Source organism: Bradyrhizobium sp. CCGUVB14, from assembly GCF_024199935.1.
Classification (GTDB): domain Bacteria; phylum Pseudomonadota; class Alphaproteobacteria; order Rhizobiales; family Xanthobacteraceae; genus Bradyrhizobium.
Map to the genome: position 1 here is coordinate 9172847 of NZ_JANADS010000001.1, position 22087 is coordinate 9194933.

Here is a 22087-nt window from a genome sequence, read left to right on the forward strand (position 1 = left end):
CCTATCCCCTGAGCCGGGAGGTCTGATTGATCAGAAGCTTGATTAGATCAGAATCCTGGCTCGAAACCTAGATTGGATCGCTTCGAAGGCGTGCCCCACGCCAAAGAAAACGCCTCAGAAATGCAACACCGGCCGGAGTTTATACCTCCGGCCGGTGTTTTTAACGCGTTTTACTTGCCGAGCTTGCCGAGTTCGGCCGTCAGCTCCGGAACCGCCTGGTAGAGGTCGGCGACCAGGCCGTAATCGGCGACCTGGAAGATCGGCGCGTCCTCGTCCTTGTTGATCGCGACGATCACCTTGGAGTCCTTCATGCCGGCCAGATGCTGGATCGCGCCGGAAATGCCGACCGCGACGTAGAGCTCGGGGGCCACGACCTTGCCGGTCTGGCCGACCTGCCAGTCGTTCGGCGCATAGCCGGCGTCCACCGCCGCGCGCGAGGCACCGACACCGGCGCCGAGCTTGTCGGCGAGCGGCTCGATGTACTTGGCAAAGTTCTCGCGGCTCTGCATGGCGCGGCCACCGGAGACGATGATCTTGGCCGAGGTCAGCTCGGGACGGTCGCTCTTGGCGACTTCCTCGCCGACGAAGGACGACAGGCCGGGATCGGCCACTGCCGCGACGCTCTCGACCGGCGCGCTGCCGCCGGCAGCGGCCGCCTGGAAGGTCGAGGTACGGACCGTGATGACCTTCTTGGCATCCTTCGACTTCACCGTCTGGATGGCGTTGCCGGCATAGATCGGACGCTCATAGGTGTCGGGGGCGACGACCTTGATGATCTCCGAGACCTGCATGACGTCGAGCAGCGCTGCGACGCGCGGCATCACGTTCTTGAAGCGCGAGGTCGCGGGCGCGACGATCGCGTCGTAGGACGGGGCCAGCGAGACGACCAGCGCGGCCAGCGGCTCGGCGAGATCGTGCGCGTAGGGCTCGCCTTCGGCGACCAGCACCTTGGCGACACCGGCGAGCTTCGAGGCCGCCTCGGCCGCAGCCTTGGTGCCCTGCCCGCCGCCTGCGACCAGCACGTGGACGTCGCCGCCGAGCTGCGAAGCCGCAGTGAGCGCCTTGTTGGTGGAGTCCTTGAGGACTTCGTGTTCGTGTTCAGCAATCAGCAACGTCGTCATCAGAGCACCCCGGCTTCGTTCTTGAGCTTCGACACCAGCTCGGCGACGTCCTTGACCTTGACGCCGGCCTTGCGGCCCGCGGGCTCAGCCGTCTTGAGAACTTCGAGGCGCGCGGTGACGTCGACGCCGTAATCGGCGACGGCCTTCTCCGCGATCGGCTTCTTCTTGGCCTTCATGATGTTGGGCAACGAGGCATAGCGCGGCTCGTTGAGACGGAGATCGGTGGTGACGATCGCCGGTCCCTTCAGCTTGACGGTCTGCAGGCCGCCGTCGATTTCGCGGGTGACCTTGAAGTCGGAGCCTTCGACCTCGAGCTTCGAGGCAAAGGTCGCCTGCGACCAGCCGAGCAGCGCGGCCAGCATCTGGCCGGTCTGATTGCTGTCGTCGTCGATCGCCTGCTTGCCGAGAATGATCAGGCCGGGCTGCTCTTCTTCAGCGACCTTCTTCAGGATCTTGGCGACGGCGAGCGGTTCGACGGTGCCCTCGGCCTTCACCAGGATGCCGCGATCGGCGCCCATGGCGAGACCGGTGCGGATCGTCTCCGATGCCTGCGCCGGTCCGATGGAGACCACCACGACTTCAGTCGCCTTGCCGGCTTCCTTCAGGCGCAGCGCTTCCTCGACCGCGATTTCGTCGAAGGGGTTCATCGACATCTTCACGTTGGCGAGTTCAACGCCCGATCCATCGCCCTTGACGCGGACCTTGACGTTGTAATCGACCACCCGCTTTACCGGCACTAAGACCTTCATCGATCCTCTTTCACTCAATTTAGGAGGGGGGTTATTCAACTGGCGCGGAACCTAAAGGCCTGATCCGGCCCGGTCAACGCGCGACAGGGCCAAATTTTAGACCTTAGAAATGCGCGGCTCAATGGGTCAGTGACTTCGGGGTCAGCGGTTCTGGCCCGGAACCCAGAGCACGTCGCCGGCGCCATTATGGTTAGCGGCGCGGCTGGCCACGAACAGGAAGTCCGACAGGCGGTTCATATATTGGATGCCAGCGGCACCGACCGCCTCTCCGGGCTGGGCCGCCAGTTCCACCATCACACGTTCCGCCCTGCGGCAAATCGTGCGGGCGACATGGAGGTAGGCGGCGGCCGGCGTGCCGCCCGGCAGCACGAAGGACGTGAGCGGTGCGAGCTTGTCGTTGAGCGCATCGATGTCGTGCTCGAGCCGCTCGACCTGGCTGGCCACCACCCGCAGCCGCTCCGCCTTACCCTCGCGTTCGGGCACCGCGAGATCGGCGCCGAGATCGAACAGATCGTTCTGGATACGGCCGAGCATCGCATCGAGCTCCGGCGCATCGCTGGTGTGAAGGCGCACCACGCCGATCGCGGCATTGGTCTCGTCGACCGTGCCGTAGGCCGCGATGCGCAGATCATATTTCGGACGACGCTCGCCGGTTCCGAGCGCTGTCGTGCCGTCGTCACCGGTCTTCGTATAGATGCGGTTGAGCACGACCATGTTAGCGCCCCATCGCCCAGACCGCGATCATCGCGATGACGATCGCGACGAACTGCAGGAGAACACGCAGGCGCATCAACTTCTGCGAGGTGTTGGGCGAGCCGCCGCGCATCATGTTGACGAGACCGAGCAACAGCACGATCGCCACGGCGCCGGCTGCCACCGGCAGGATGAAAGTACTCAGGAGAGATGCCATTTGGGGGTGATAACACCGTGTGCGGCGCTCCGCCATGGCGTTCCCAATCTGGCTTTTAGGCCAATAATATCAGAAGCTGGCTGGATGATTTCCGATTTGCGCGCATGGCCTGCCGTCTTCGCCTCTCCAGCCTTGTGGGGAGAGGGAGCATTACGGGGCAGGCTGTGAAGGTCATCCGCACCGTCTATATCGTCGTTGAGGACGCCTTCTACACGTTCCTGGCCGACGACGGCTGGGCGATCTCGAGCCACATTGCGCTGTCGACGCTGATGGCGCTGTTCCCGTTCCTGATCGTGCTGACCTCGCTGGCCGGCTTCTTCGGCTCCAAGGAGCTCGCCGACCAGGCGGCCGGGCTGATGCTCGAGGTCTGGCCGAAGCAGGTGGCGGATTCACTGTCCGGCGAGATTCACGACGTGCTGACCACCACCCGCACCGGCGTGCTGACCATCGGCGCGGTGCTGTCGGTCTACTTTGCGTCCAACGGCGTCGAGGCGCTGCGGGTGGCGCTGAACCGCGCCTATGCGGTGGTGGAGATGCGGCGCTGGTACTGGCTGCGGCTGGAATCGATCGGCTACACGCTGGTCGCGGCCTTCACTGCGCTCGCCATGGCGTTCCTGATCGTGCTCGGCCCGCTCTTCATCGAGGCGGCGCGGCGCCATATTCCGCTGTTCGTTGAATCCAACGAGAGCATCCTCACCTGGCTGCGCTACGGCATCACCATCGGCGCGCTGGTGGTGGCGCTGCTTATCCTGCACGCCTGGCTGCCTGCAGGGCGGCGCAGCTTTTTCCAGATCCTGCCCGGCATCGTTTTCACCATCGTGGCCTCGCTGATCTCGGGCATCGTGTTCGGACAATACCTGGCGCGCTTCGCCAACAATTACGTGACGATGTATGCGGGGTTGGCCTCGGTGATCATCGCGCTGGTGTTTCTGTATTTCATCGCCGCGATCTTCGTGTTCGGCGGCGAGCTCAATGCCGCGATCATCAAGTCGCGACTTCCTCACGGCGTTTCGCTTCAAGCAGCGCAGTCGCTAAGGCCCGCGGGGACACAGGCTTGACCAGGAAGGCGTCGGCGCCGGCCTCGCGCGACGCCGCCTCGTCCTCGCCGCGGCCGGACACGCCGATGATCGGGATCCGAGCCAGCGGCGCCTGCATTGTGCGGATCCGCCGGATCGCCTCGACGCCGTCGATGCCCGGCAACACCATGTCCATCAACACCGCATCGAAGCCGCCTTGCGCGAGCCGATTCACGGCATCTTCGCCGCGCCCGATGAACTCGGCATGATGGCCGAGCTCGGTCAGAATGGTGTTGAGCACGACACGGCCAAATGGATTGTCTTCGACGCTCAGCACGCGCAGCGCCGCCAGCGCATCCGCCTCGCCGCGGCCGGGCTTGCGGGACTTCGCCGGCCCCGCCGCATCGAGAGAGACGGTCAGCGTGAACGTGGCGCCACCGCCGCGCCGCGGCGCAACCACGATGTCGCCGCCCATCGCGCGCGCCAGTTGCTTCACCGAAGACAGACCGAGCCCGGCGCCGCCGAAGCGCGAGGCGATGGTGACATTGGCCTGGCTGAACGGGCGAAACAGCCGCTTGATCTCGGCCATGGTCAGGCCGATGCCGCTGTCGGACACCGAGAAGGCGACGCCGACCCGGCGCTTGTCCTTATCCTTGGCTTTGCCGCTTGCTTTGTCCTTGGCGGGACGCCAGGGCGCCGCCGACATCGCTACGCCGCCCTGGTCGGTGAATTTCACGGCATTGTCGATCAGGTTCTCGAGCGCGGCGCGCAGGCGGACGGGATCGCCGACCACGAGGCCCGCCAGCTTGTCGGAGATCTCGACCTCGGCCTGGAGCCCCTTGGCGGCGGCGCGGCCGGCCAGCGAATCGCCGGTGCTGCGGGCGAGCGCCCGCAGATCGAACAGATCCTGCCGCAGCGTGCTGCCGCCCGCGCCCTTGCCGGTCTTGGCGGCATCGACAAACAGCGTGGCAAGGTTCGCCAGATGCTCGGCACCGGCCTTGATGGTGTCGGCCCAGCGCCGCTCCCGCTCGCCGAGATCGGAGGTCGACAGCAGATCGCTGATCGCGAGAATGCCGGTCAGGGGGGTGCGGACCTCGTGGGCAAAGGCTGCAAGCGCCGCCTGGATCACGTCAGGGGCAACGGCCTTGGTGCCGCGCTTGCGCAACCTCCCGGCTGCCCCGGACCGCTTCCGAGGCGGTTGCCTGGACTTTCGCGTGGTGCGCGCTGAGCGCGTTTTCGCCGCCATAAATCCCCTTCGAAGTATCCCTTCGAACCCCGGGCTATCGGCCCAGCATCGCACGGCGGAACCCCCGGAGTCACGGCGGCGTTTTGCTAACCCCCAGAGAAACTTAGCCTAATCCCACGGACCTGCGAATATCGGCAGGCGAGTGACCTGCCGCGCGCAACTCCCGCAGGCCGGTCGAGCGGTCCGATTTCGACAGCTTCCGCCCGTCGGCGCCGCGAATCAGGGAGTGGTGGCGGTAGGCGGGCTCCGGCAGGCCGAGCAAGGCCTGGAGCAGGCGGTGGACCGAGGTGGCGTGAAACAGATCCTGACCGCGCACGGTCTCGGTCACGCCCTGAAGCGCGTCGTCGACCACCACGGACAGATGGTAGCTGGTCGGGGTCTCCTTGCGCGCCAGAATCACGTCGCCCCACGCCTCGGGCCGCGCGGTGACCGTGCCGCGCTCGCCATCAGGGCCCTCGCCCAACTCGTTCCAGCTCAGGCCGGTGACGCGCCGGCAGGCGGCGGCCATGTCGAGCCGCAGCGCATAAGGCGCGCCGGTATCGATCAGACGCGACCGCTCGTCGGCCGCCAGCGCTTTGGCCTCGCCGGGATAGAGCGGCGCGCCGTCAGGATCGCGCGGCCATGGTCCACCGGCCTCGCGCGCAGCCACAAGCTTTGCGATCTCGGCGCGGCTTTCGAAGGCGGGATAGACGAGGCCGAGCGCAGAGAGCTTCTCCAGCGCAGCGCGGTATTCGGCGAGATGCTCCGACTGCCGCCGCACCGGCATCTCCCAGCCGATCCCCAGCCAGGCGAGGTCCTCATCAATCGCCGCCTCGAACTCCGGCCGGCAACGCGTCGCGTCGATGTCCTCGATCCGCAGCAACAGCCGCCCGCCGGTTTCGCGCGCGCGATCGAAATTGAGCAGCGCCGAATAGGCGTGGCCAAGATGCAAATGGCCGTTCGGGCTGGGGGCAAATCGGAAAACGGGTGGCGGCATATGGCAAGATCTCGTCATGGCCAAGACTCTGTATGACCAAGACTCTGTTACGATAGGAGATGGATGCGCGGGTCAAGCCTGCGCATGACAAGTAGAGCGATCATGACAATCCACCTCGAAACCCAGTCCGATCTCGAAGAGGCCGTCCACGCGCTGGTGAAGCGCGACCCGCGGCTCAAACCCGTGCTCGCGGTCGCGGGCATGCCGGCATTGCGGCGGCGTGAGCCGGGGTTTGCCGGGCTTGCCCATATCGTCTGCGGACAGCAGCTTTCGACCGCGAGCGCGGCGGCGATCTGGGGACGGCTGTCCGCGGCCTTCGATCCATTCGACCACGAGGCGGTGCGCCGCGCCCGCACCGACCGGCTGGGACGGCTCGGCCTGTCGGCCGCCAAGATCAAGACGCTGAAACATCTCGCGCGTGAGCTGACCGCGCAGCGGCTGAACCTCGACGTGCTCGCGGAGGAGGATGCCGAGGCTGCGCACCACACGCTGATTGCACTGCCGGGCATCGGGCCGTGGACAGCCGATGTTTATCTGCTGTTCTGCCTCGGTCACGGCGATGCCTGGCCGGCCGGCGATATCGCCGTGCAAGAGGGCATCAAGATTGGCCTCGGCCTTTCGGCACGGCCGACGGAAAAGCAGATGGCACCGATCGCCGAGCCCTGGCGTCCGTTGCGTGGTGCTGCCGCGCATCTGTGGTGGAGCTATTATCGCGCGGTGAAGAAGCGCGAAGGTGTGCTGACGGCGTAAGCAGCCGAACACCGTTTAAAACTATGTTGCTGTTGCAAACGACGCGCGCGTGATCGATGAGATGCCGGCACAGACACAAGCCGGGATCTGACATCATGACAGCCACCGACTTCATCGTTGCGCGCGACGATTTTGAAACGTGCAGGACGATCGCAACCACGATTCCCGCAGCCGACGCGCTGCCGCAAGATGCGCTGCTGGTGAAGGTCGACCGTTTCGCCTTCACCGCCAACAACATCACCTATGCCGTGCTCGGCGACACCGTGAAGTATTGGGAGCTGTTTCCCGCACCAAAAGGTTTTGGCAACATTCCGGTATGGGGCTTTGGCGATGTGATCGCCTCGGCACATCCGAACGTGCCGGTGGGGGAACGTCTGTTCGGCTATTTCCCGATGGCGACGCATCTCGTCATCGAAGCGGCTGATGTCAGCAAGCGCGGCTTGCGCGACGCTGCCGCGCACCGGCAAGGCGTGGCCCCCGTCTACAACGCCTATGCGCGCGTCAGTGGCGATCCCGCCTATGCCGGACGGCAGGGCGACTACCAGGCGTTGCTGCGGCCGCTGTTCATGCTATCGTTCCTGGTCGATGACTTCCTGACTGAAAACGACGATTTCGGTGCCCGCACCGTGCTGCTCTCGAGCGCATCGAGCAAGACAGCGTTCGGGCTCGGCCATCTCCTGCATACGCGCGGCCGCAAGGTGATCGGCCTGACCTCGGCCGGCAATACCGGTTTCGTCACCTCGCTCGGTTGCTATGACGAGATCGTCACCTATGATCGCGTGGCGTCGCTTCCCTCAGACACGCCGGTCGCCTTCATCGACATGGCCGGCAACAGCGCATTGCGCGCCGAACTGCACCGGCATTTCGGTGACCAGATGAAATGCTCGATGCGGGTCGGATTGACGCATCGCGCCACCGATGCCGACGAAGCCGCGTTGCCCGGCGCAAAGCCGCGCTGGTTCTCCGCGCCCGACACGATCCGCAAGCGCGCCAAGGACTGGGGCCCCGGTGGCATCGAGCAACGCTTTGGCCGGGCTTGGTCCGGCTTTGCACCGACGCTCGACACGCGCCTGACCGTCATCGAAAGCCGCGGGCCCGAGGCGGTGCAGCGGGTCTACCTCGACACGCTCAAAGGGCGCATTCCGCCTGAGCAGGGCCACATGCTCTCGCTGCTCGGGTAAAGCGCTTTTGACGTCGCCTGATCCAGTATAGCGTTCGACCTCAGAGGAAACGCCGCGAAGACGGCACGAGGTCGCGCATGCTGGATAAGACGAAGGATATTTCCGTCTCCGCGCAGGCCTGGCTGGACGGGTTCGAGCGCGCGCTTGCCAGACCCGATCCTGCTGCACTCGACCGCCTGTTCGTTGCCGCGTGCTTCTGGCGTGACGTGTTGGCGCTGAGCTGGAACCTGCAAACCATCGCCGGCCGCGATGAGGTCGCACAAGAACTGACTGCACGCGCGCCCAACGCGTCACCGTCCAACTTCAAGATCGCCCCGAACCGCGCGGCGCCACGCTGGGTGACACGGGCCGGCACCAACAATATCGAGGCGATCTTTCGTTTCGAAACCGCGCTCGGCCGCGGCAGCGGCATCGTGCGGCTCGTGCCCGACACCGCCGACGGCGATCGTCTGAAAGCGTGGACGCTGCTGACCGCGCTCGAGGAGCTCAAGGGCTTTGAGGAGCAGCTCGGCACCTCGCGTCCGCGGGGACAAGCCTATTCGCGCGACTTCCGAGGGCCGAACTGGCTCGACCTGCGCAACGCCTCGCGCGACTATTCCGACCGAGATCCCACCGTGCTGGTGGTCGGCGGCGGTCAGGCTGGCTTGGCGATTGCCGCACGGCTGAAGCAGTTGCAGATCGATACGCTGATCGTCGATCGCGAAACACGCATCGGCGATAATTGGCGCAAACGCTATCACGCGCTCACCCTGCACAACCAGGTGCAGGTCAATCACATGCCCTACATGCTGTTCCCGCCGAGCTGGCCGACCTATATCCCCAAGGACAAGCTCGCGAACTGGTTCGAGGCATACGTCGATGCCATGGAGCTGAACTTCTGGACCGGCACCGAGTTCGAAGGCGGCGCCTACGACGAAGCCGCAGGCCGCTGGACGGTGACGTTGCGCCGCGCCGACGGCAGCAAGCGCACCATGCATCCGCGTCATGTGGTGATGGGGACCGGCGTCAGCGGCATCGCCAACGTGCCGGATATTCCAACCCTCGATCGTTTCAAGGGCACGCTGCTGCATTCCAGCCGCTACGAGGACGGCGAGAACTGGCAGGGCCAACGCGCCATCGTCATCGGCACCGGCAACAGCGGCCACGATATCGCGCAGGACCTCTATTCCAGCGGCGCCGCGGTGACGCTGGTGCAGCGGTCGCCGACGCTGGTCACCAACATCGAGCCGTCGGCGCAGCTCGCTTACGCGACCTACAATGAGGGCACGCTCGAGGACAACGATCTGATCGCGACCTCGATGCCGACACCGCTTGCGAAGAAGACCCATGTGATGCTGACGGAGCAGTCGAAGGAGCTCGACAAGGAGCTGCTCGACGGCCTCCGCCGGGTCGGCTTCAAGCTCGACTTCGGCGAGGCCGGCACCGGATGGCAGTTCAAGTACCTGACCCGTGGCGGCGGCTATTATTTCAACGTCGGCTGCTCCAACCTCATCGTCGACGGCGCGATCGAGCTGACGCAATTCGAGGACATCGACAGCTTCACGGCCGATGGCGCGCAGATGAAGGATGGCACGGCCATCACCGCCGATCTCATTGTGCTCTCGACCGGCTACAAGCCGCAGGAATACCTCGTGCGAAAGCTGTTCGGCGACGCCGTCGCCGACCGCGTCGGCCCGGTCTGGGGCTTTGGCGACGGCTTTGAGCTGCGCAACATGTATGCGCGCACCGGGCAGCCCGGCCTGTGGTTCATCGCCGGCAGTCTCGCGCAATGCCGGATCAACTCGAAATTCCTCGCACTGCAGATCAAGGCGATCGAGGAAGGGATCTTGCCACGCGGGGTGGACGCCGCTTGAGCCTCGCATCGACGCGGAGACAGTGTAGCCCCACGGCAGCGAATGAAGGAGAATACCAATGCCAGCCATTCTCGGTGCCGGCGAGCACCGCTATCGTGTCGTCGAAAATTTCGCAAAGCTTCCGGACGGCTGGCAGCTGACCGACGTCGCGTCCGTGGCGATCGACAGCAAGGACCGGGTCTACGTCTTCAACCGCGGTGAGCATCCGATGGTCGTGCTGGACCGCGAGGGCAATTTCCTGCGCAGTTTTGGCGAGGGCCTGTTCTCCCGTGCCCACGGCCTGCACATCGACGCCGACGATAATCTCTACTGCACCGATGACGGCGACCACACCGTGCGCAAATGCACGACCGACGGCAAGGTGCTGCTGACGATCGGCATCCCGGCGAAGGCGACCCCCTTCATGAGCGGTGAGCCGTTCCACCGCTGCACCCACACGGCGTTGTCGCCGAAGGGCGAGATCTACGTCTCCGACGGCTATGGCAATGCGCGCGTGCACAAATACACGCCCGACGGCAAGCTCATCAAAAGCTGGGGCGAACCCGGCACCGATCCCGGCCAGTTCAACATCGTGCACAACATCGCCACCGACGCCGATGGCTGGGTCTACGTCGCCGATCGCGAGAATCATCGCGTGCAGGTGTTCAACGGCGAGGGCAAATACGAGACGCAGTGGAATAATCTGCACCGCCCTTGCGCGCTGTGCTGTTGCGGCGGGGGCAAGAACCCGACCTTCGTCATCGGCGAGCTCGGCCCCGGCCTGGCCGTCAACCGCAAGGTGCCCAATCTTGGTCCGCGCCTGTCGATCGTGGACGCCACTGGAAAGCGCATCGCGCGGCTCGGCGGCGAGGGCGGCCCGGGTGTCGCCAGCGGCAAGTTTCTGGCACCCCATGGCATCGCGCTGGATTCGAAGGGTGACATCTATGTCGGCGAAGTCGGCGTCACCGACTGGAAGACGAGCTTTCCGGACGAGGAGATGCCGGCCGTCGTGCGCGCGACGCGTTGCCTGCAGAAGCTGGAACGGGTGCGGGAGTAGTCCCCCTACTCCACCTTGATCCCCGACGCCTTGATGATCGGCCACCAGCGGTCCGCCTCCTCCTTCTGGTAGGCGCGCAGCGCGTCCGGCGACTGCTGCACGAGCGGCGAGACCTGGATGCCGAGTTCGGCAAAGCGCTGCTTCAGCTGCGGGCTCGCCAGGATCTGCACCATGGCGGCATTGAGCCTTGCGGTGATGTCCTTCGACGTGCCCTTCGGCACCCACAAACCGTACCACAGCGAAGCGGAGTAGCCTGACAGACCTGCTTCATCCGCGGTTGGAATGTTCGGCCAGGATGGAGAGCGCGCCTTGCTGGTGACCGCGAAGGTCTTGATGCTGCCGGCGCCGACCAGCGCCTTGAAGTTCGAGGCCGGCTCGATCATCGCGTCGATCTGGCCGGCGACGAGGTCCTGCATCGCGGGTCCGTTGCCGCGGTAGGGCACGAATTGGAATTTCGTGCCGGTCTCCTTCTGGAACGCAATGCCGGCGAGATGACCGGTGGCGCCGACGCCGGCGATGCCGACCGACGCCTTGTCCGGATTGGCCTTCAGCCACGCGATCAATTGTCTGAGATCATCCGCCGGCAGATCCTTGCGCCCGACGATCAGCAGCGGCTCGCTGCCGATCAGGATCACCGGATCGAGGTCGCGCAGCAGATCGAACGGCAGCGCGTAGAGCCCGCCGGTCAGCATGTGCGTGGTCGAGGTTCCGATCGACAGCGTGTAGCCGTCGGGGCTGGCGCGCACCGCACGACCGACACCGAGCGAGCCGGCCGCACCGCCGACATTCTCGATCACGACCGGCTGTTTCAGCACGATGTTCAAGCGCTCGCCGAGGAACCGCGCCAACGTGTCGGTCGCCCCACCGGCCGGGAACGGCACGATCATGGTGATGGGGCGCGTCGGATAATCCTCAGCCGCGGCGGAGCCAATCGGCGCCGTGCCGAGCACGGCCGCGAGCAGCGTGGCGAACCAGCCTCGCATCGCCCCTCCCCAAATCGCGGCGTTTTTGAGCGTTTGCCACCCCGCCGCCGTATTGCTTGCACCTGAATAAGTCGCTCAACGGGCTTCACAATCCCGTCACGCTGCATGTAGTATGTCAATACATGCTGCTTCGCAGCGTATATTGGAGGCCGGGAGCGTTACTTGAACGCACATGTCTCGCAAGGCAGTTGGCCGGTGCTGGTCCTCAACGCGGACTTTCGGCCGCTGAGTTACTACCCACTGTCTCTGTGGTCGTGGCAGGACGCGATCAAGGCGGTGTTTCTCGATCGCGTCAACATCGTAGCGCATTACGATCAGGCGGTTCACAGTCCCACGCTGCAAATGCAGCTACCGAGCGTGGTCTCGCTCAAATCCTTCGTCAAGCCGACCACCCACCCCGCCTTCACCCGGTTCAACGTCTTCCTGCGCGATCGTTTCGCCTGCCAATATTGCGGCTCGCCGGAAGACCTCACCTTCGATCACATCATCCCGCGCAGCAAAGGCGGCCAGACCACCTGGGAGAACGTGGTGGCGGCGTGCTCGCCGTGTAATTTGCGCAAAGGCAATCTCACGCCCGCGCAGGCAAAAATGTTTCCGCGCCAGAGTGCGTTCGCCCCGACCGTGCACCAGCTCCACCGCAACGGCCGGCTGTTCCCGCCGAACTATCTGCACGACAGCTGGCTGGACTATCTCTACTGGGATACGGAGCTGGATCCGTAGCGGACGGCCTCACGCACCGATCGCGTTGCGTGGCGTTGGTCTTGCGCTTGATGCGCGATGCGGAGTTACGGCGCGATGATGTCGAGCCTGTCCCGCGGCGGAATAGTCGCCTTGAATGCCTCGAGCGCTGAAGTCACCTCTGCCGCGTCTGCCAACGGCGTACGGTAGAAGGCAACGTCTCGTTGCGACAGGATCACGGTCGTGGTTCGCAACACGGCCACCTTTGTCCAGGTCGATGGCACACCTTTCGGAAACCAGGCGTCGTAGATCATCACCAGGCCGACGCCGTGATCGCTCGCGAGAGCTGCCATTTCCGCAGGTCCATACTGCCCCGCGGTCCTGGCCTTCCGCACCTGTTCCGAGCCAAGGCCCCAGAGATCCAGCGTGTAGTTGGGATTGCGGTAGGCGACCATGCCAAGATCGTTGACCGCGACCGGATGCCGGTAGAACGATTTGGCGAAGCGAGCCAGCTGGTGTTGCTGCTCGTAGATATCGCTGGCCGCGATCGGCGTGACCAGCGCCGTCGTCACGTAGGGCATCGCTGCAATGCCAAGCCCAAGCACCAGCACGATCTTCGTGAGCGACCATTGCAACGCAGGCGGACGCGGCCAGACCTGCGCGACGCTCCAAAGCAACGCGGCCACAGCAAGCGCCATGATGTAGACCTCATAGCGGTTGAACCAGCCATATTGGCCGAACACCAGATGAGCAGCGATGGCAGCGAGAACGGTCAGACAGACGATCACCGCCTTGCGATCGGCACGCAGCCAGGAGGCGCAACCGGCAAGCGCAAGACCGAGCATGATGAGCCGCAGGCCATAGGAGCTGCTGATGCTCCGCAGCATGTTCTTGACGACGGCAGGCAGATTGCTCGTGGATTCGCCATCGAGATTTGCGAGATAGCCCTTCAGCAGCACCGAACTCGGCAGCAGCGGCAGGCCGCGCGAGGCCATCAATGCAAAATAGCCGGACAGGCTGACGATGACGACGAGCGCGGCGCCGCCGGCAAAGCGCCGGTGGCCGAGCAGCGCGAAGCCGACAATGGCCGCACAGGCAAGGGCAATACCTTCGAAGCGGATCAGGGGAAGCAGCACCAGCGCGATGAAGTGGAGCGGCGTCGGCGCGAATCCGCGCGCCGCCGCGGCGAGACCGAGAAAGGTCACGACGGAGGCCCACACGTGAGCGCTGTGCTCCATGCCGGTCATCGGCAGCGCGATTGCGCTAACGTTAAAGATCAGGAGCAATGCGATCAGATAGCCGAACGCGCGATCATTGGCGTCGTCGAACAACCCGTTCGCCTCCAGCGCACGCAGAAGCGCAAACACTGTCGCACAGGCGGTGGCAGCGTTGATCAGCAGCGGGCCGAACGGGCCGAGATAGATGGCCTCGGTCAGCGCGAGAATATAAGGCCAGATGATCGAGGAGCTTGGCGATGAAAATTCGCCGGCGTTGACGCCATATCCGCCGGAGAGGATTTGGTCGGCAACCGCGAGATGGATGTAGGCGTCGTCCAGAGCGAAGATGAGCCTGAAGTCGCACAGCGCCACCATCGCGGCGAGCTCCGCCGCAAACAGCGCCGACCAAAGCAGCACGGCGACGGTCGAAGGACGGGTCCACCGCCCCGCGCCGGAAGCCGCAGACGATTGCCGAGCTGACCGCTCCAGGCCATCGCAATGATTCACGGCAATGGTCACAAAGCTCTCCCCGCGGGCCACGCCGAGCCCATCGCATTCGATACGATCAAGAGTTTAATCCCGCATTTCCGCCGGGCCGTAGCCGACCCGTTGCGTCAGCATTTCGTTAACGACGATGAGCGCCCGGGGGCCTTAGTTCCCCGCTCGCCACGAATCCGGGGAACCGTGAACGGTCCGTTACCGTCCGTTAAGCCAGAGCCGGCAAGCTCAGCCGCAAAGTTCCGTGGCACGTCGCGGTCTTCGATCCACCATCATATTCGGGCCAGGTCGCTTCATCCCCATGCTTGCCGAAACGCTGGAGTCTGTTCGATCGTCGCCGTCGAAACGCACGCTCTATGTGCGCGTCGTCGTCGCGGCACTGGCGGCAATCCTTGTTCTCAAGATCTACTGGTTTGTCCGGTGGGGTTTCTGGCACGACCAGCAGGTGCCCGATTTCGCGGCGTTTCATCTCGTCGCACAGCGGATCTGGCTCGGCGATCTCGACCTGACCTACCAGTTCTCATTGTTCATGAAGATGCAGGCGAGCCTGTCGGGCGGCGCGAGCGGCTTCATGCCCTGGACGTACCCGCCCCAGTTCGACCTGCTGCTCGCCCCGCTCGCCTTCCTTCCGACCTGGGCCGCCTACGCCTTGTTCACCGGCACGACGCTCGCGGCTTACTTGATGACACTGCGCAAGCTCGCCGGAGAATACTTTGCCCAAGTCCTCGTCATCCTGTTTCCGGCGATCGCGATCACGATCGGCTGCGGGCAAAATGGATTGCTCACGGGTGCGCTGATCGGGCTCATCTGCGTCCATGCCGAGAGGCGCCAGGTGCTCGCGGGCCTCGCGCTCGGCGCCATGGTCATCAAGCCGCATCTCGCCGTCGCCATCGGCCTCTATCTGCTGGCGACGCGACAGTGGGCGACGATCGCCGTCGCAGCCGCGCTCGTGCTCGTGAGCTCGCTTGCGTGCACGCTGGCCTTCGGGCCGCAGATCTGGCTCGCCTGGCTCGGTGCGATCAGGGAGTCGGCGAGCTTTCTGGAGCAGGGCTCGTACCCCCTGTTCCGCATGATCTCCAGCTACGCGGCGTTGTACAATTTCGGCGTCCCGGCAAGTGGCGCGTTCTGGGGCCAGATCGCCATAGCCGGCCTTGCGCTCAGTGCCGTCGCACTTGGCATCGCTCGCCGGATGCCTCCTTCGTTCACGCTCGGCATCGCCGCGCTGGTCTCCGTGATGATCAGCCCCTACGCCTATGATTACGACCTGCCCATCGCCGGGATTGGTCTGGCACTGGTCCTTCCATATCTCCCCAAAGTGGCGAACCCGCGCGAGCGCAGCATGATGTACGCTCTCATCATGCTGGCCGGCGCCTACGGCTTGCTGCAATCGACGAACCTCGCCTCCAGCTTCGACGAGCACTTCAAGCCGGCGATCGCCGGTGCCGCACTGATGGTCCTGCTGGCAATGCTGCTGCGGATGATGTGGCGCGATGCGCCGCCGGTTACCGCTGCCGAACTCGGCGCACCGGCAGGCGCGCTCGAATAGCCCGCATCCGCGGGGCCATGGCGGACCATGGAACCGGAAGGGCAGGCTGCCCGTTCAGATGAACGCCACGCGGAGATCGTGGTGCAGCGCAAGCTAGGGAGGCCCGCCATGCCCGCAGCCGAGAAGGATCATGTCTACAAGATCCTGGAACTGGTTGGATCGTCCGAGAGCTCGATCGAGGACGCGATCAAGAACGCGATCAGCCGCGCGTCCAAGACCGTGCGCGAGATGAAATGGTTCGAGGTGGTACAGACGCGCGGCCACATCGAGAACGGCGCCGTGCGTCACTACCAGGTGACGCTGCGAGTCGGGTTTACCCTCGACGGGTGATGCGATGAACGCGAGGCAGACCGTCCCGCCGCGGCAACGTGGTTAACATCCACCGACGCGCGTTGATTAAAACGCCGACTATCCCCGCCGATTGACCACGGCCCCGCGCAATCATCACGGTTCTTGCAACAAGCCGTTAAGACCAAAGTGAGAGGTTTGCGCCGAATTGGAGCAGACCCGATGGCCCCGAGCCGCGAACTCGGCAAAACGCACCTTCCGCTCTGGGCGGCGGGGTTCGTTGCCCTGATCTGCGTGACGATCCTGGGCTTGAGCGTCTGGCGCGAATGGGAAACGCGCAATGCGGAGCTCAGAAGCGCCGAAATCGACGTTGCCAATCTGGCGCATTCGCTGGTCCAGCACGCCGACGACACGTTCGAGCTCGCCGATACGATCCTGGTCGGGCTGGTCCACCGGCTCGAGCTCGACGGATTGGGCCCGGACACAATTTCGAAGCTCCAGACCTATCTGCCGACCCGCAAATCATCGGACCGCATCCGCGGCATCTTCGTCTATGACGAGACCGGCCGCTGGCTGGCCACGACCGAGCACATCGACTTCTCCGGGCTCAACAACAGCGATCGCGAATATTTCCAGCAGCATCGCGCCTCCCCGGACAAGGGCACGCTGATCGGGCGCCCCATCAGGAGCCGCGCCGGCGGCCAGTGGATCATCACGGCGTCGCGCCGGATCGACCATCCCGACGGTAGCTTTGCCGGCGTCGCCCTGCTCACGATCGACGTCGCCTATTTCGCAAAATTCTACGAGCGATTCGACTTCGGGCCGAATGGCTCCGCATCGCTGCTCAACAACACCGGCATCATGCTGGCGCGGACCCATGACGAGAGCGAAACTTTCGTCGGACGGGATCTGTCCAATTCACCCTTGTTCAGAGACTGGGAAAGCCGTCCCGCCGCGGCAGTCTATTACTTCACGTCGCCGCTCGATGGCGTGCAGCGGCTGAGCTATTACCAACGCAGCAGCCACTATCCACTGATGGTGCTGGCGAGCAAATCGCAGGACGACGTGCTGGCTCCGTGGCGCCACGCCGCGGCCGCGCGCATGATCTTCGTCCTCGGTCTTGTGCTGCTGATCGCCGTGATCGGCTTCTATCTGGTCCGTCAGTTGTTGCAACGGCAGCGCATGGCGCAGGTCCTGGTCGCCAAGGAAGCCAATTTCCGCCTGCTGGCCGAGCAATCCAGCGACATGGTGACCCGGATCGGACTCGATAACCGGCTGCTCTACGTTTCTCCCTCATGCGTGCGCATCACGGGCTGGTCGGCCGAGGAACTGCTGGACACATCGGCCCTGTCCGGCATTCATCCCGATGACATGGAACGGGTCGAGCAGGTCATTGCCGCGCTGAAAAACGGCGAAGCCGAGGAGGCGCGGTTCGTCTATCGCCAGCGTCACCGCGACAAGGGCGAGATCTGGGCCGAAGCGGCGCTGCACGTGACCCTGGGGTCGGACAGTGGCGAGATCGACGGCGTCGTCGCTGTCATGCGCGACATCACTGAGCAGAAGGACCTTCAGGACAAGCTCGCCTCGCTTGCGACCACCGACGCTCTCACCGGCCTCGCCAACCGGCGCGCATTCGACGAACGCCTCGCCGAGGAGTGGGCGCGTAGCCGGCGCGACGGCACGCAGCTCTCGCTCCTGCTGATCGACGTCGACCATTTCAAGAAGTTCAATGACCATTACGGACATCTGGCAGGCGACGGATGCCTGCGCGCGCTGGGCCGGATTCTATCCACCACCGCCAGGCGTCCTGCCGACCTCGCGGCGCGCTACGGCGGCGAGGAGTTCGCCGTGCTGTTGCCGAACACCGGTCCGGAGGGCTGCGCCGAGGTCGGCGAAGGGATTCGCCAGGCGCTGCGCGATCTCGCCATGCTGCACGCGCAAAATCCACCTTCCCGCCTGGTGACTGTCAGCGTCGGCGCCGCGACGAGCCTGCCATCCCAGGCCACGGACTCAAGCACGCTGGTCGCTGCCGCCGACCGCGCACTCTACGCCGCCAAGGACAGCGGCCGTGACCGGCTGGTGATGTCGGGACAGGTTGTCCCCTGGCCCGCGAAGACCGCGTGACGGGATCGGTTGCTCCTCAGGCGCAACACATGCCACCCTTGTCGACGGAGCTTCAGTCCCAGACCGCGACGGATTGCAAAGCGGTGGTGCCGCCGACCGCTCGCTCTACAGCGCCACGGCGGCGACCGGCTGGAGATGTCGGGTCAGGTCGTGCCTGGCCGATGCAGAGCGCGGGAGGAAACTGACCGCTCACCAAGCGTAGCGCACGCTGCCCTTCCCCGCATAGCTGCGCGTGACGTTCGAGAATTCGCCTTCGAAGGTCGCCGCTGCCGACCAGCCGTTCAGCCATTTCATCTCGAGCGATGCGGAGGTGAGCGCCGAGTCGCGTGCCTGTGCGGCACCGTTGACGACCAAGCTTGCGCCCGGCAACGCCTGGAAAGTGGCGACGATCGAACGATCCGGATTGAAATCATGCGCCCAGGCGGCGCGGCCGCGCAGCGTCAGAACACCGTTCTGGACTGCGAAGGATTTGTCGCTGCGCAGGCCAAGCTCGCTGCGCGTGTCAGTCACGCTCCTCGCGGCATAGCTCAGCGCAAAGGCAGACGAACCGGAGACGACCTGCTCGGCATAGGCCGGCAGATCGAACGTCGTGAACTGCGCGGCAGCATAGGGCGTGAGGCCGATGCCCCCGATCCAGGGCGCAACGAAGCGATAGCCACCTTCGAGGCGACCGGAATACGCGTTGGCGTCGAACGCGGCCCGCAGGCGATCGGCGCCGGCGATGGTCACTGTGCGATCGGTGGTGATGTTCTGCCAGCCATAAGCGAGCGCAGCAGAGATGTAGGCCGGACCATTGGTGTGACGCAGATAGGCGCCGACCTGAAACAGGTCGGAGCGGCCCGAGCCGAGACCGTTTGCGACGCTGAAATTGGTCCCGCCGCCGGCCAGCGCAAAGCCGGCGAGCGTATCTGCCGAGAACCGGTAATCGGCCCCGGCGGCGGTCCCAAACACGTGGCTGGTCGAGTCGTTCGAACCGGTCGCCGCATTGCCCATCGTGGATTGCGAGCCGCCAAAGCCCGCGGCCCATACACTCCAGCGCGGTGCGAATGCCTGCGGCGGCGCCTTCGTGACCATGGCAAATGCATCGGTGCGCCTGCGTGCTGCATAGGCGCTGGCCCGATCCTCCTCGGCAAAACCGGCCGCACCGCTCGCCGCCCCCGGTCCGCCATCCCGTTGCGAAATCGGATCGGTCAGCAAGCCCACGAACTGGCTCATGGCGTTGAAGCTGGTCTGCTGTGAGCCGGTTCCGGGTTCGCCGGAAACTTGCGTCAGGCCGGCCGGCGTCAGCGTACCGTAGACCGCGGCGATCCCGCCATTGGCGTTGAAGAAATTCGTCAGCGCGTTGCCGACGCGCTGCTGGTTGCCGTTGAGGTCGGACGGAATGGCAAAGTTCAGGGCCAGATCGAGATAGACGTCGTTGGTATCATAGCTCAGACCCACGCTTCTGATGTTGCCCGGCAGGCCGGCTGTAACCAGCGAGCCAAACGTGCCGTTGACCCCGCCACTCGCGGTCAGGATTGTGTAGCGCCTGGAGATGTAACTGCCGCTTGCGAAAACGGCATCTACGGTCGCACCGCCGAGCGTCGCCGTGCCGGTGACAGCCGCGAACGAGGCCGCCGAAGGAGTGACCTGAACCAGATAGACCGCGCCGGAGTGGAAGGCGAGATTGCCGCTCACAGTCATCGCCGTCCCCGCGTTGCCGTTGCCCGGTGCGAAGATGGCTCCGTTCTCGATAACGGCAGATCCGACCGTGCCGCTGCCGCTGAGTGCCGCTCCCGATTGGACGGTGGTCAGGCTGGATGATGCAATCGATCCGTCGACCTGCAACGTTCCGCCGCTGACGATGGTCGCGCCACTGTAAGTATTGCTGCCGGAGAGCAGCAAGAGGCCGGTGCCGGCCTTGGTCAATGCAATCGATCCCGCGCCGTCCTGGATCGTTCCGGAAAAGACCGTTGAGGTGGTATCGCCGCCCGCCGTCAGCGTGGCCGCGCCGCCGCTGTTGGTGACGGTGCCGGCACCGGCGAGCGAGCCGATCGCGTTGGAGAAACCGGCGAGATCGAGCAGCGCACCGCTTGCGACCGTGACCGAGGAGTTATTGCCAAAAGCGCTGGTCGAGCCGGCTTGCAGAGTGCCGGCGTCCACGGTGGTTGGACCAGTATAGGTGTTGACGCCGGAGAGGATCAGCGTTCCGGCGTAGCCGCCCGCCTCGTTGACGACGACGTCGCCCGAGCCGGAGAGCACGCCCGTCAGGTTGACAGTGCTGCCAGTGATGACGTTGTAGATGGGATCGCCAGTCGCGGCGATGTTGTTGGCAATCGTGTAGCTGCCATTGAAAGTAACTGTGACACCGGTCGCGCCGCCATTGAGCGTCAAGGTGCCGGTACCGAGCGCCTGGGCGTTGCCAACAACCAATGTCGAGCCCTCGTTGATGGTAGTGCCGCCGCTATAGGTGTTGGCACTCGACAGAGTTAGCGTGCCGCCATTGCTCTTGGTGATCGCGACGCTGCCGCCCTGGTCGGCCACATTCGTACCGCCGCCCGGATTAGTGCCGCCGGAGCCGGTGTAATCGGCGATGCCATTGGCAATGGACTGGGTGCCGGAACCGAAGTCGAGAATGCTGGCGGTGCCGCTCGTGCCCTGGAAGAAGATGCCGGAGCCGAAGGCCGAACCGTTGGTCCCGCCATTGTAGCCTGCCCCGCCCGAGGCGCTGCCTGCCGTCTGCGACAGGTCGCCCTGAACGGTGACCGATCCGCCGCTCTGCACGAAGATCGCCCCACCGGCGCCGAGGCCGCCGCCGCCGGCGTTGTATCCGCTGACGCCATTGCCGGCGCCGAAGCCGCCGACGCCGGCCGCAGTCATGCCGCTACCACCGCCTCCTCCGAAGCCGCCGACACCACCGACCGAAGTCGACGTGCCGTTAGCGGAGCCGCCGCCGCCACCATAACCGCCTGAGCCGCCCGTTGTTGCTCCGCCGGCATTGGCACCGCCCCCGCCACCGCCAAATCCGCCCGCGCCCCCGACGACGGGTCCTCCGTTCGACGAGGCCCCGCCACCGCCGCTGGCAAAACCTCCGGCACCGCCGGTCGCCGGCCCATTGGCGACATTGTTACCAACACCGCCATTGGGTCCGCCGCCGTTACCCGTGCCCGGAGCGTCCGAGCCGACGAACAGTCCGCCGCCGCCAGTCGGAGTAAGAGGGTAGGACTTGCCGCCCATGCCGCCGCCGCCGCTCATTTCTCCGATATTGTCCACAACGCTGCCACCCTTGGCCTGCGTGTTCGAGACGGCGACATTCGACAGCGTCAGCGCGCCGTTGCTGGAGACGAACGCCGCGCCGCCGAGACCGGCGCCAGCACCGGAGCCTAAACCGGCTCCGCCCTGCGCCACTGCGTTGGCGATGGTCAGGTTCTTCAAGGTGACCGAATAGGTCGAGCCGGTGGTGCCAGCATCGCCGATGAAGAACGGGCGATAGGTGCCGGCGCCGCTGATGGTCGGGTTGTTGCCGTTGCCGTCGATGGCGATGTTCTTGGTGATGACCGGCAGTTCGCTCTGGAGCGTGATCGTGCCACCGACCTGGAATTGGATCGTGTCGCCACTCGCGGCGCTGATGATGGCGGCGCGCAAGCTGCCGGCGCCGCTGTCGGCTGTGGAAGTCACCATCAGCGTCGCCGCACGCCCCGCCTGGGGCAAGCCAAGCGCCATCGCCCAAACTGCAAGGCCGACAAGCGCCACGGGCCGGCCAACGGCATACGGCGAGATCGTCCGCCCAATCAATAGGCAAAGCGGGAGACGGAATCTCGTTGTCATGAAGGGCCTCGGACGCGAACTGGCCGCAAGCGACCGCGCGGCAAGGTTGGGATTTCATCGGCTCGTAGCAGACCGGCGATTTCCGCGATGTGCCCAGTGTCTCAGCCG

The 22087-nt window shown here is 64.9% G+C and carries 18 protein-coding genes; 9 read left to right on the forward strand and 9 right to left on the reverse strand.

Annotation, left to right across the window (positions count from 1 at the left end; all coding sequences use genetic code 11):
• Positions 1-170: 170 nt before the first annotated feature.
• The 4 genes from NLM32_RS42945 to NLM32_RS42960 form a co-directional block, all read right to left on the reverse strand.
• Positions 171-1121 (reverse strand): electron transfer flavoprotein subunit alpha/FixB family protein, encoded by a 951-nt coding sequence (locus NLM32_RS42945; protein WP_254134672.1) that lies wholly within the window; start codon positions 1119-1121, stop codon positions 171-173.
• On the reverse strand, positions 1121-1870 hold the full coding sequence (locus NLM32_RS42950) for an electron transfer flavoprotein subunit beta/FixA family protein (RefSeq protein WP_254134673.1): 750 nt from the start codon (positions 1868-1870) through the stop codon (positions 1121-1123). The genes NLM32_RS42945 and NLM32_RS42950 overlap by 1 nt, the downstream gene beginning before the upstream one ends.
• A 141-nt stretch (positions 1871-2011) precedes the next feature.
• Positions 2012-2584 carry a cob(I)yrinic acid a,c-diamide adenosyltransferase gene (locus NLM32_RS42955; protein WP_254134674.1) on the reverse strand — a complete coding sequence of 191 codons (573 nt, stop codon included), beginning with the start codon at positions 2582-2584 and terminating at the stop codon, positions 2012-2014.
• 1 nt (position 2585) lies between these two features.
• The gene (locus tag NLM32_RS42960; protein WP_254134675.1) at positions 2586-2780 is read right to left on the reverse strand and encodes a twin transmembrane helix small protein; all 195 of its coding nucleotides are present in this window, start codon (positions 2778-2780) and stop codon (positions 2586-2588) included.
• 164 nt (positions 2781-2944) lie between these two features.
• Between NLM32_RS42960 and NLM32_RS42965 the strand changes: the two genes are divergently transcribed.
• On the forward strand, positions 2945-3838 hold the full coding sequence (locus tag NLM32_RS42965) for a YihY/virulence factor BrkB family protein (RefSeq protein ID WP_254134676.1): 894 nt from the start codon (positions 2945-2947) through the stop codon (positions 3836-3838).
• On the opposite strand, the gene NLM32_RS42970 is transcribed toward NLM32_RS42965, so the two are convergent.
• Together NLM32_RS42970 and gluQRS are read right to left on the reverse strand one after the other, a co-directional pair.
• Positions 3765-5042, reverse strand: a complete 1278-nt coding sequence (locus NLM32_RS42970; protein ID WP_254134677.1) for an ATP-binding protein — start codon at positions 5040-5042, stop codon at positions 3765-3767. The genes NLM32_RS42965 and NLM32_RS42970 overlap by 74 nt on opposite strands.
• Before the next feature lie 103 nt (positions 5043-5145).
• Entirely contained in the window at positions 5146-6018 is an 873-nt protein-coding gene (gene gluQRS, locus NLM32_RS42975) for a tRNA glutamyl-Q(34) synthetase GluQRS (RefSeq protein WP_254134678.1), read from the reverse strand.
• 102 nt (positions 6019-6120) lie between these two features.
• Here gluQRS and NLM32_RS42980 point away from each other — a divergent pair, with 102 nt between their 5' ends.
• The 4 genes from NLM32_RS42980 (at position 6121) to NLM32_RS42995 (ending at position 10838) form a co-directional block, all read left to right on the forward strand.
• Positions 6121-6768 carry a DNA-3-methyladenine glycosylase gene (locus NLM32_RS42980; protein WP_254134679.1) on the forward strand — a complete coding sequence of 216 codons (648 nt, stop codon included), beginning with the start codon at positions 6121-6123 and terminating at the stop codon, positions 6766-6768.
• A gap of 95 nt (positions 6769-6863) precedes the next feature.
• Positions 6864-7949: a DUF2855 family protein gene (locus NLM32_RS42985; protein ID WP_254134680.1), complete on the forward strand. Its 1086-nt coding sequence runs from the start codon at positions 6864-6866 to the stop codon at positions 7947-7949.
• Positions 7950-8026: 77 nt separating this feature from the next.
• On the forward strand, positions 8027-9802 hold the full coding sequence (locus NLM32_RS42990; RefSeq protein ID WP_254134681.1) for an NAD(P)/FAD-dependent oxidoreductase: 1776 nt from the start codon (positions 8027-8029) through the stop codon (positions 9800-9802).
• A gap of 58 nt (positions 9803-9860) precedes the next feature.
• Complete coding sequence (locus NLM32_RS42995; protein ID WP_254134682.1) at positions 9861-10838, forward strand: peptidyl-alpha-hydroxyglycine alpha-amidating lyase family protein; 978 nt, start codon at positions 9861-9863, stop codon at positions 10836-10838.
• A 5-nt stretch (positions 10839-10843) separates the two neighbouring features.
• Here the strand turns inward: NLM32_RS42995 and NLM32_RS43000 are convergent, their stop codons facing one another.
• Positions 10844-11821 (reverse strand): tripartite tricarboxylate transporter substrate binding protein, encoded by a 978-nt coding sequence (locus NLM32_RS43000; protein WP_254134683.1) that lies wholly within the window; start codon positions 11819-11821, stop codon positions 10844-10846.
• 162 nt (positions 11822-11983) lie between these two features.
• Between NLM32_RS43000 and NLM32_RS43005 the strand changes: the two genes are divergently transcribed.
• A complete protein-coding gene (locus tag NLM32_RS43005; protein WP_008142962.1) occupies positions 11984-12541 on the forward strand; it encodes an HNH endonuclease in 558 nt (185 codons plus the stop codon).
• A gap of 65 nt (positions 12542-12606) precedes the next feature.
• Here the strand turns inward: NLM32_RS43005 and NLM32_RS43010 are convergent, their stop codons facing one another.
• Positions 12607-14235 (reverse strand): hypothetical protein, encoded by a 1629-nt coding sequence (locus NLM32_RS43010; protein WP_254134684.1) that lies wholly within the window; start codon positions 14233-14235, stop codon positions 12607-12609.
• A 280-nt stretch (positions 14236-14515) separates the two neighbouring features.
• On the opposite strand from NLM32_RS43010, the gene NLM32_RS43015 reads away from it, so the two are divergent.
• From NLM32_RS43015 to NLM32_RS43025, 3 genes are all read left to right on the forward strand, one after another.
• The gene (locus NLM32_RS43015) at positions 14516-15760 is read left to right on the forward strand and encodes a glycosyltransferase family 87 protein (RefSeq protein WP_254134685.1); all 1245 of its coding nucleotides are present in this window, start codon (positions 14516-14518) and stop codon (positions 15758-15760) included.
• A gap of 108 nt (positions 15761-15868) precedes the next feature.
• Positions 15869-16090, forward strand: a complete 222-nt coding sequence (locus NLM32_RS43020; protein WP_254134686.1) for a dodecin — start codon at positions 15869-15871, stop codon at positions 16088-16090.
• Between the two features lie 180 nt (positions 16091-16270).
• Positions 16271-18172 (forward strand): diguanylate cyclase domain-containing protein, encoded by a 1902-nt coding sequence (locus tag NLM32_RS43025; protein ID WP_254134687.1) that lies wholly within the window; start codon positions 16271-16273, stop codon positions 18170-18172.
• A 189-nt stretch (positions 18173-18361) separates the two neighbouring features.
• Here NLM32_RS43025 and NLM32_RS43030 read toward each other — a convergent pair whose 3' ends face one another.
• Positions 18362-21832, reverse strand: a complete 3471-nt coding sequence (locus NLM32_RS43030; RefSeq protein ID WP_254134688.1) for an autotransporter domain-containing protein — start codon at positions 21830-21832, stop codon at positions 18362-18364.
• Positions 21833-22087 lie beyond the last annotated feature (255 nt).

Bases quoted from the DNA above. Each gene is read 5' to 3' on its own strand.
- NLM32_RS42945 (WP_254134672.1), bottom strand. From the start codon at position 1,121: ATGACGACGTTGCTGATTGCTGAACACGAACACGAAGTCCTCAAGGAC.
- NLM32_RS42950 (WP_254134673.1), bottom strand. From the start codon at position 1,870: ATGAAGGTCTTAGTGCCGGTAAAGCGGGTGGTCGATTACAACGTCAAG.
- NLM32_RS42955 (WP_254134674.1), bottom strand. From the start codon at position 2,584: ATGGTCGTGCTCAACCGCATCTATACGAAGACCGGTGACGACGGCACG.
- NLM32_RS42960 (WP_254134675.1), bottom strand. From the start codon at position 2,780: ATGGCATCTCTCCTGAGTACTTTCATCCTGCCGGTGGCAGCCGGCGCC.
- NLM32_RS42970 (WP_254134677.1), bottom strand. From the start codon at position 5,042: ATGGCGGCGAAAACGCGCTCAGCGCGCACCACGCGAAAGTCCAGGCAA.
- gluQRS (WP_254134678.1), bottom strand. From the start codon at position 6,018: ATGCCGCCACCCGTTTTCCGATTTGCCCCCAGCCCGAACGGCCATTTG.
- NLM32_RS42980 (WP_254134679.1), top strand. From the start codon at position 6,121: ATGACAATCCACCTCGAAACCCAGTCCGATCTCGAAGAGGCCGTCCAC.
- NLM32_RS42985 (WP_254134680.1), top strand. From the start codon at position 6,864: ATGACAGCCACCGACTTCATCGTTGCGCGCGACGATTTTGAAACGTGC.
- NLM32_RS42990 (WP_254134681.1), top strand. From the start codon at position 8,027: ATGCTGGATAAGACGAAGGATATTTCCGTCTCCGCGCAGGCCTGGCTG.
- NLM32_RS42995 (WP_254134682.1), top strand. From the start codon at position 9,861: ATGCCAGCCATTCTCGGTGCCGGCGAGCACCGCTATCGTGTCGTCGAA.
- NLM32_RS43000 (WP_254134683.1), bottom strand. From the start codon at position 11,821: ATGCGAGGCTGGTTCGCCACGCTGCTCGCGGCCGTGCTCGGCACGGCG.
- NLM32_RS43015 (WP_254134685.1), top strand. From the start codon at position 14,516: ATGCTTGCCGAAACGCTGGAGTCTGTTCGATCGTCGCCGTCGAAACGC.
- NLM32_RS43020 (WP_254134686.1), top strand. From the start codon at position 15,869: ATGCCCGCAGCCGAGAAGGATCATGTCTACAAGATCCTGGAACTGGTT.
- NLM32_RS43025 (WP_254134687.1), top strand. From the start codon at position 16,271: ATGGCCCCGAGCCGCGAACTCGGCAAAACGCACCTTCCGCTCTGGGCG.
- NLM32_RS43030 (WP_254134688.1), bottom strand. From the start codon at position 21,832: ATGGTGACTTCCACAGCCGACAGCGGCGCCGGCAGCTTGCGCGCCGCC.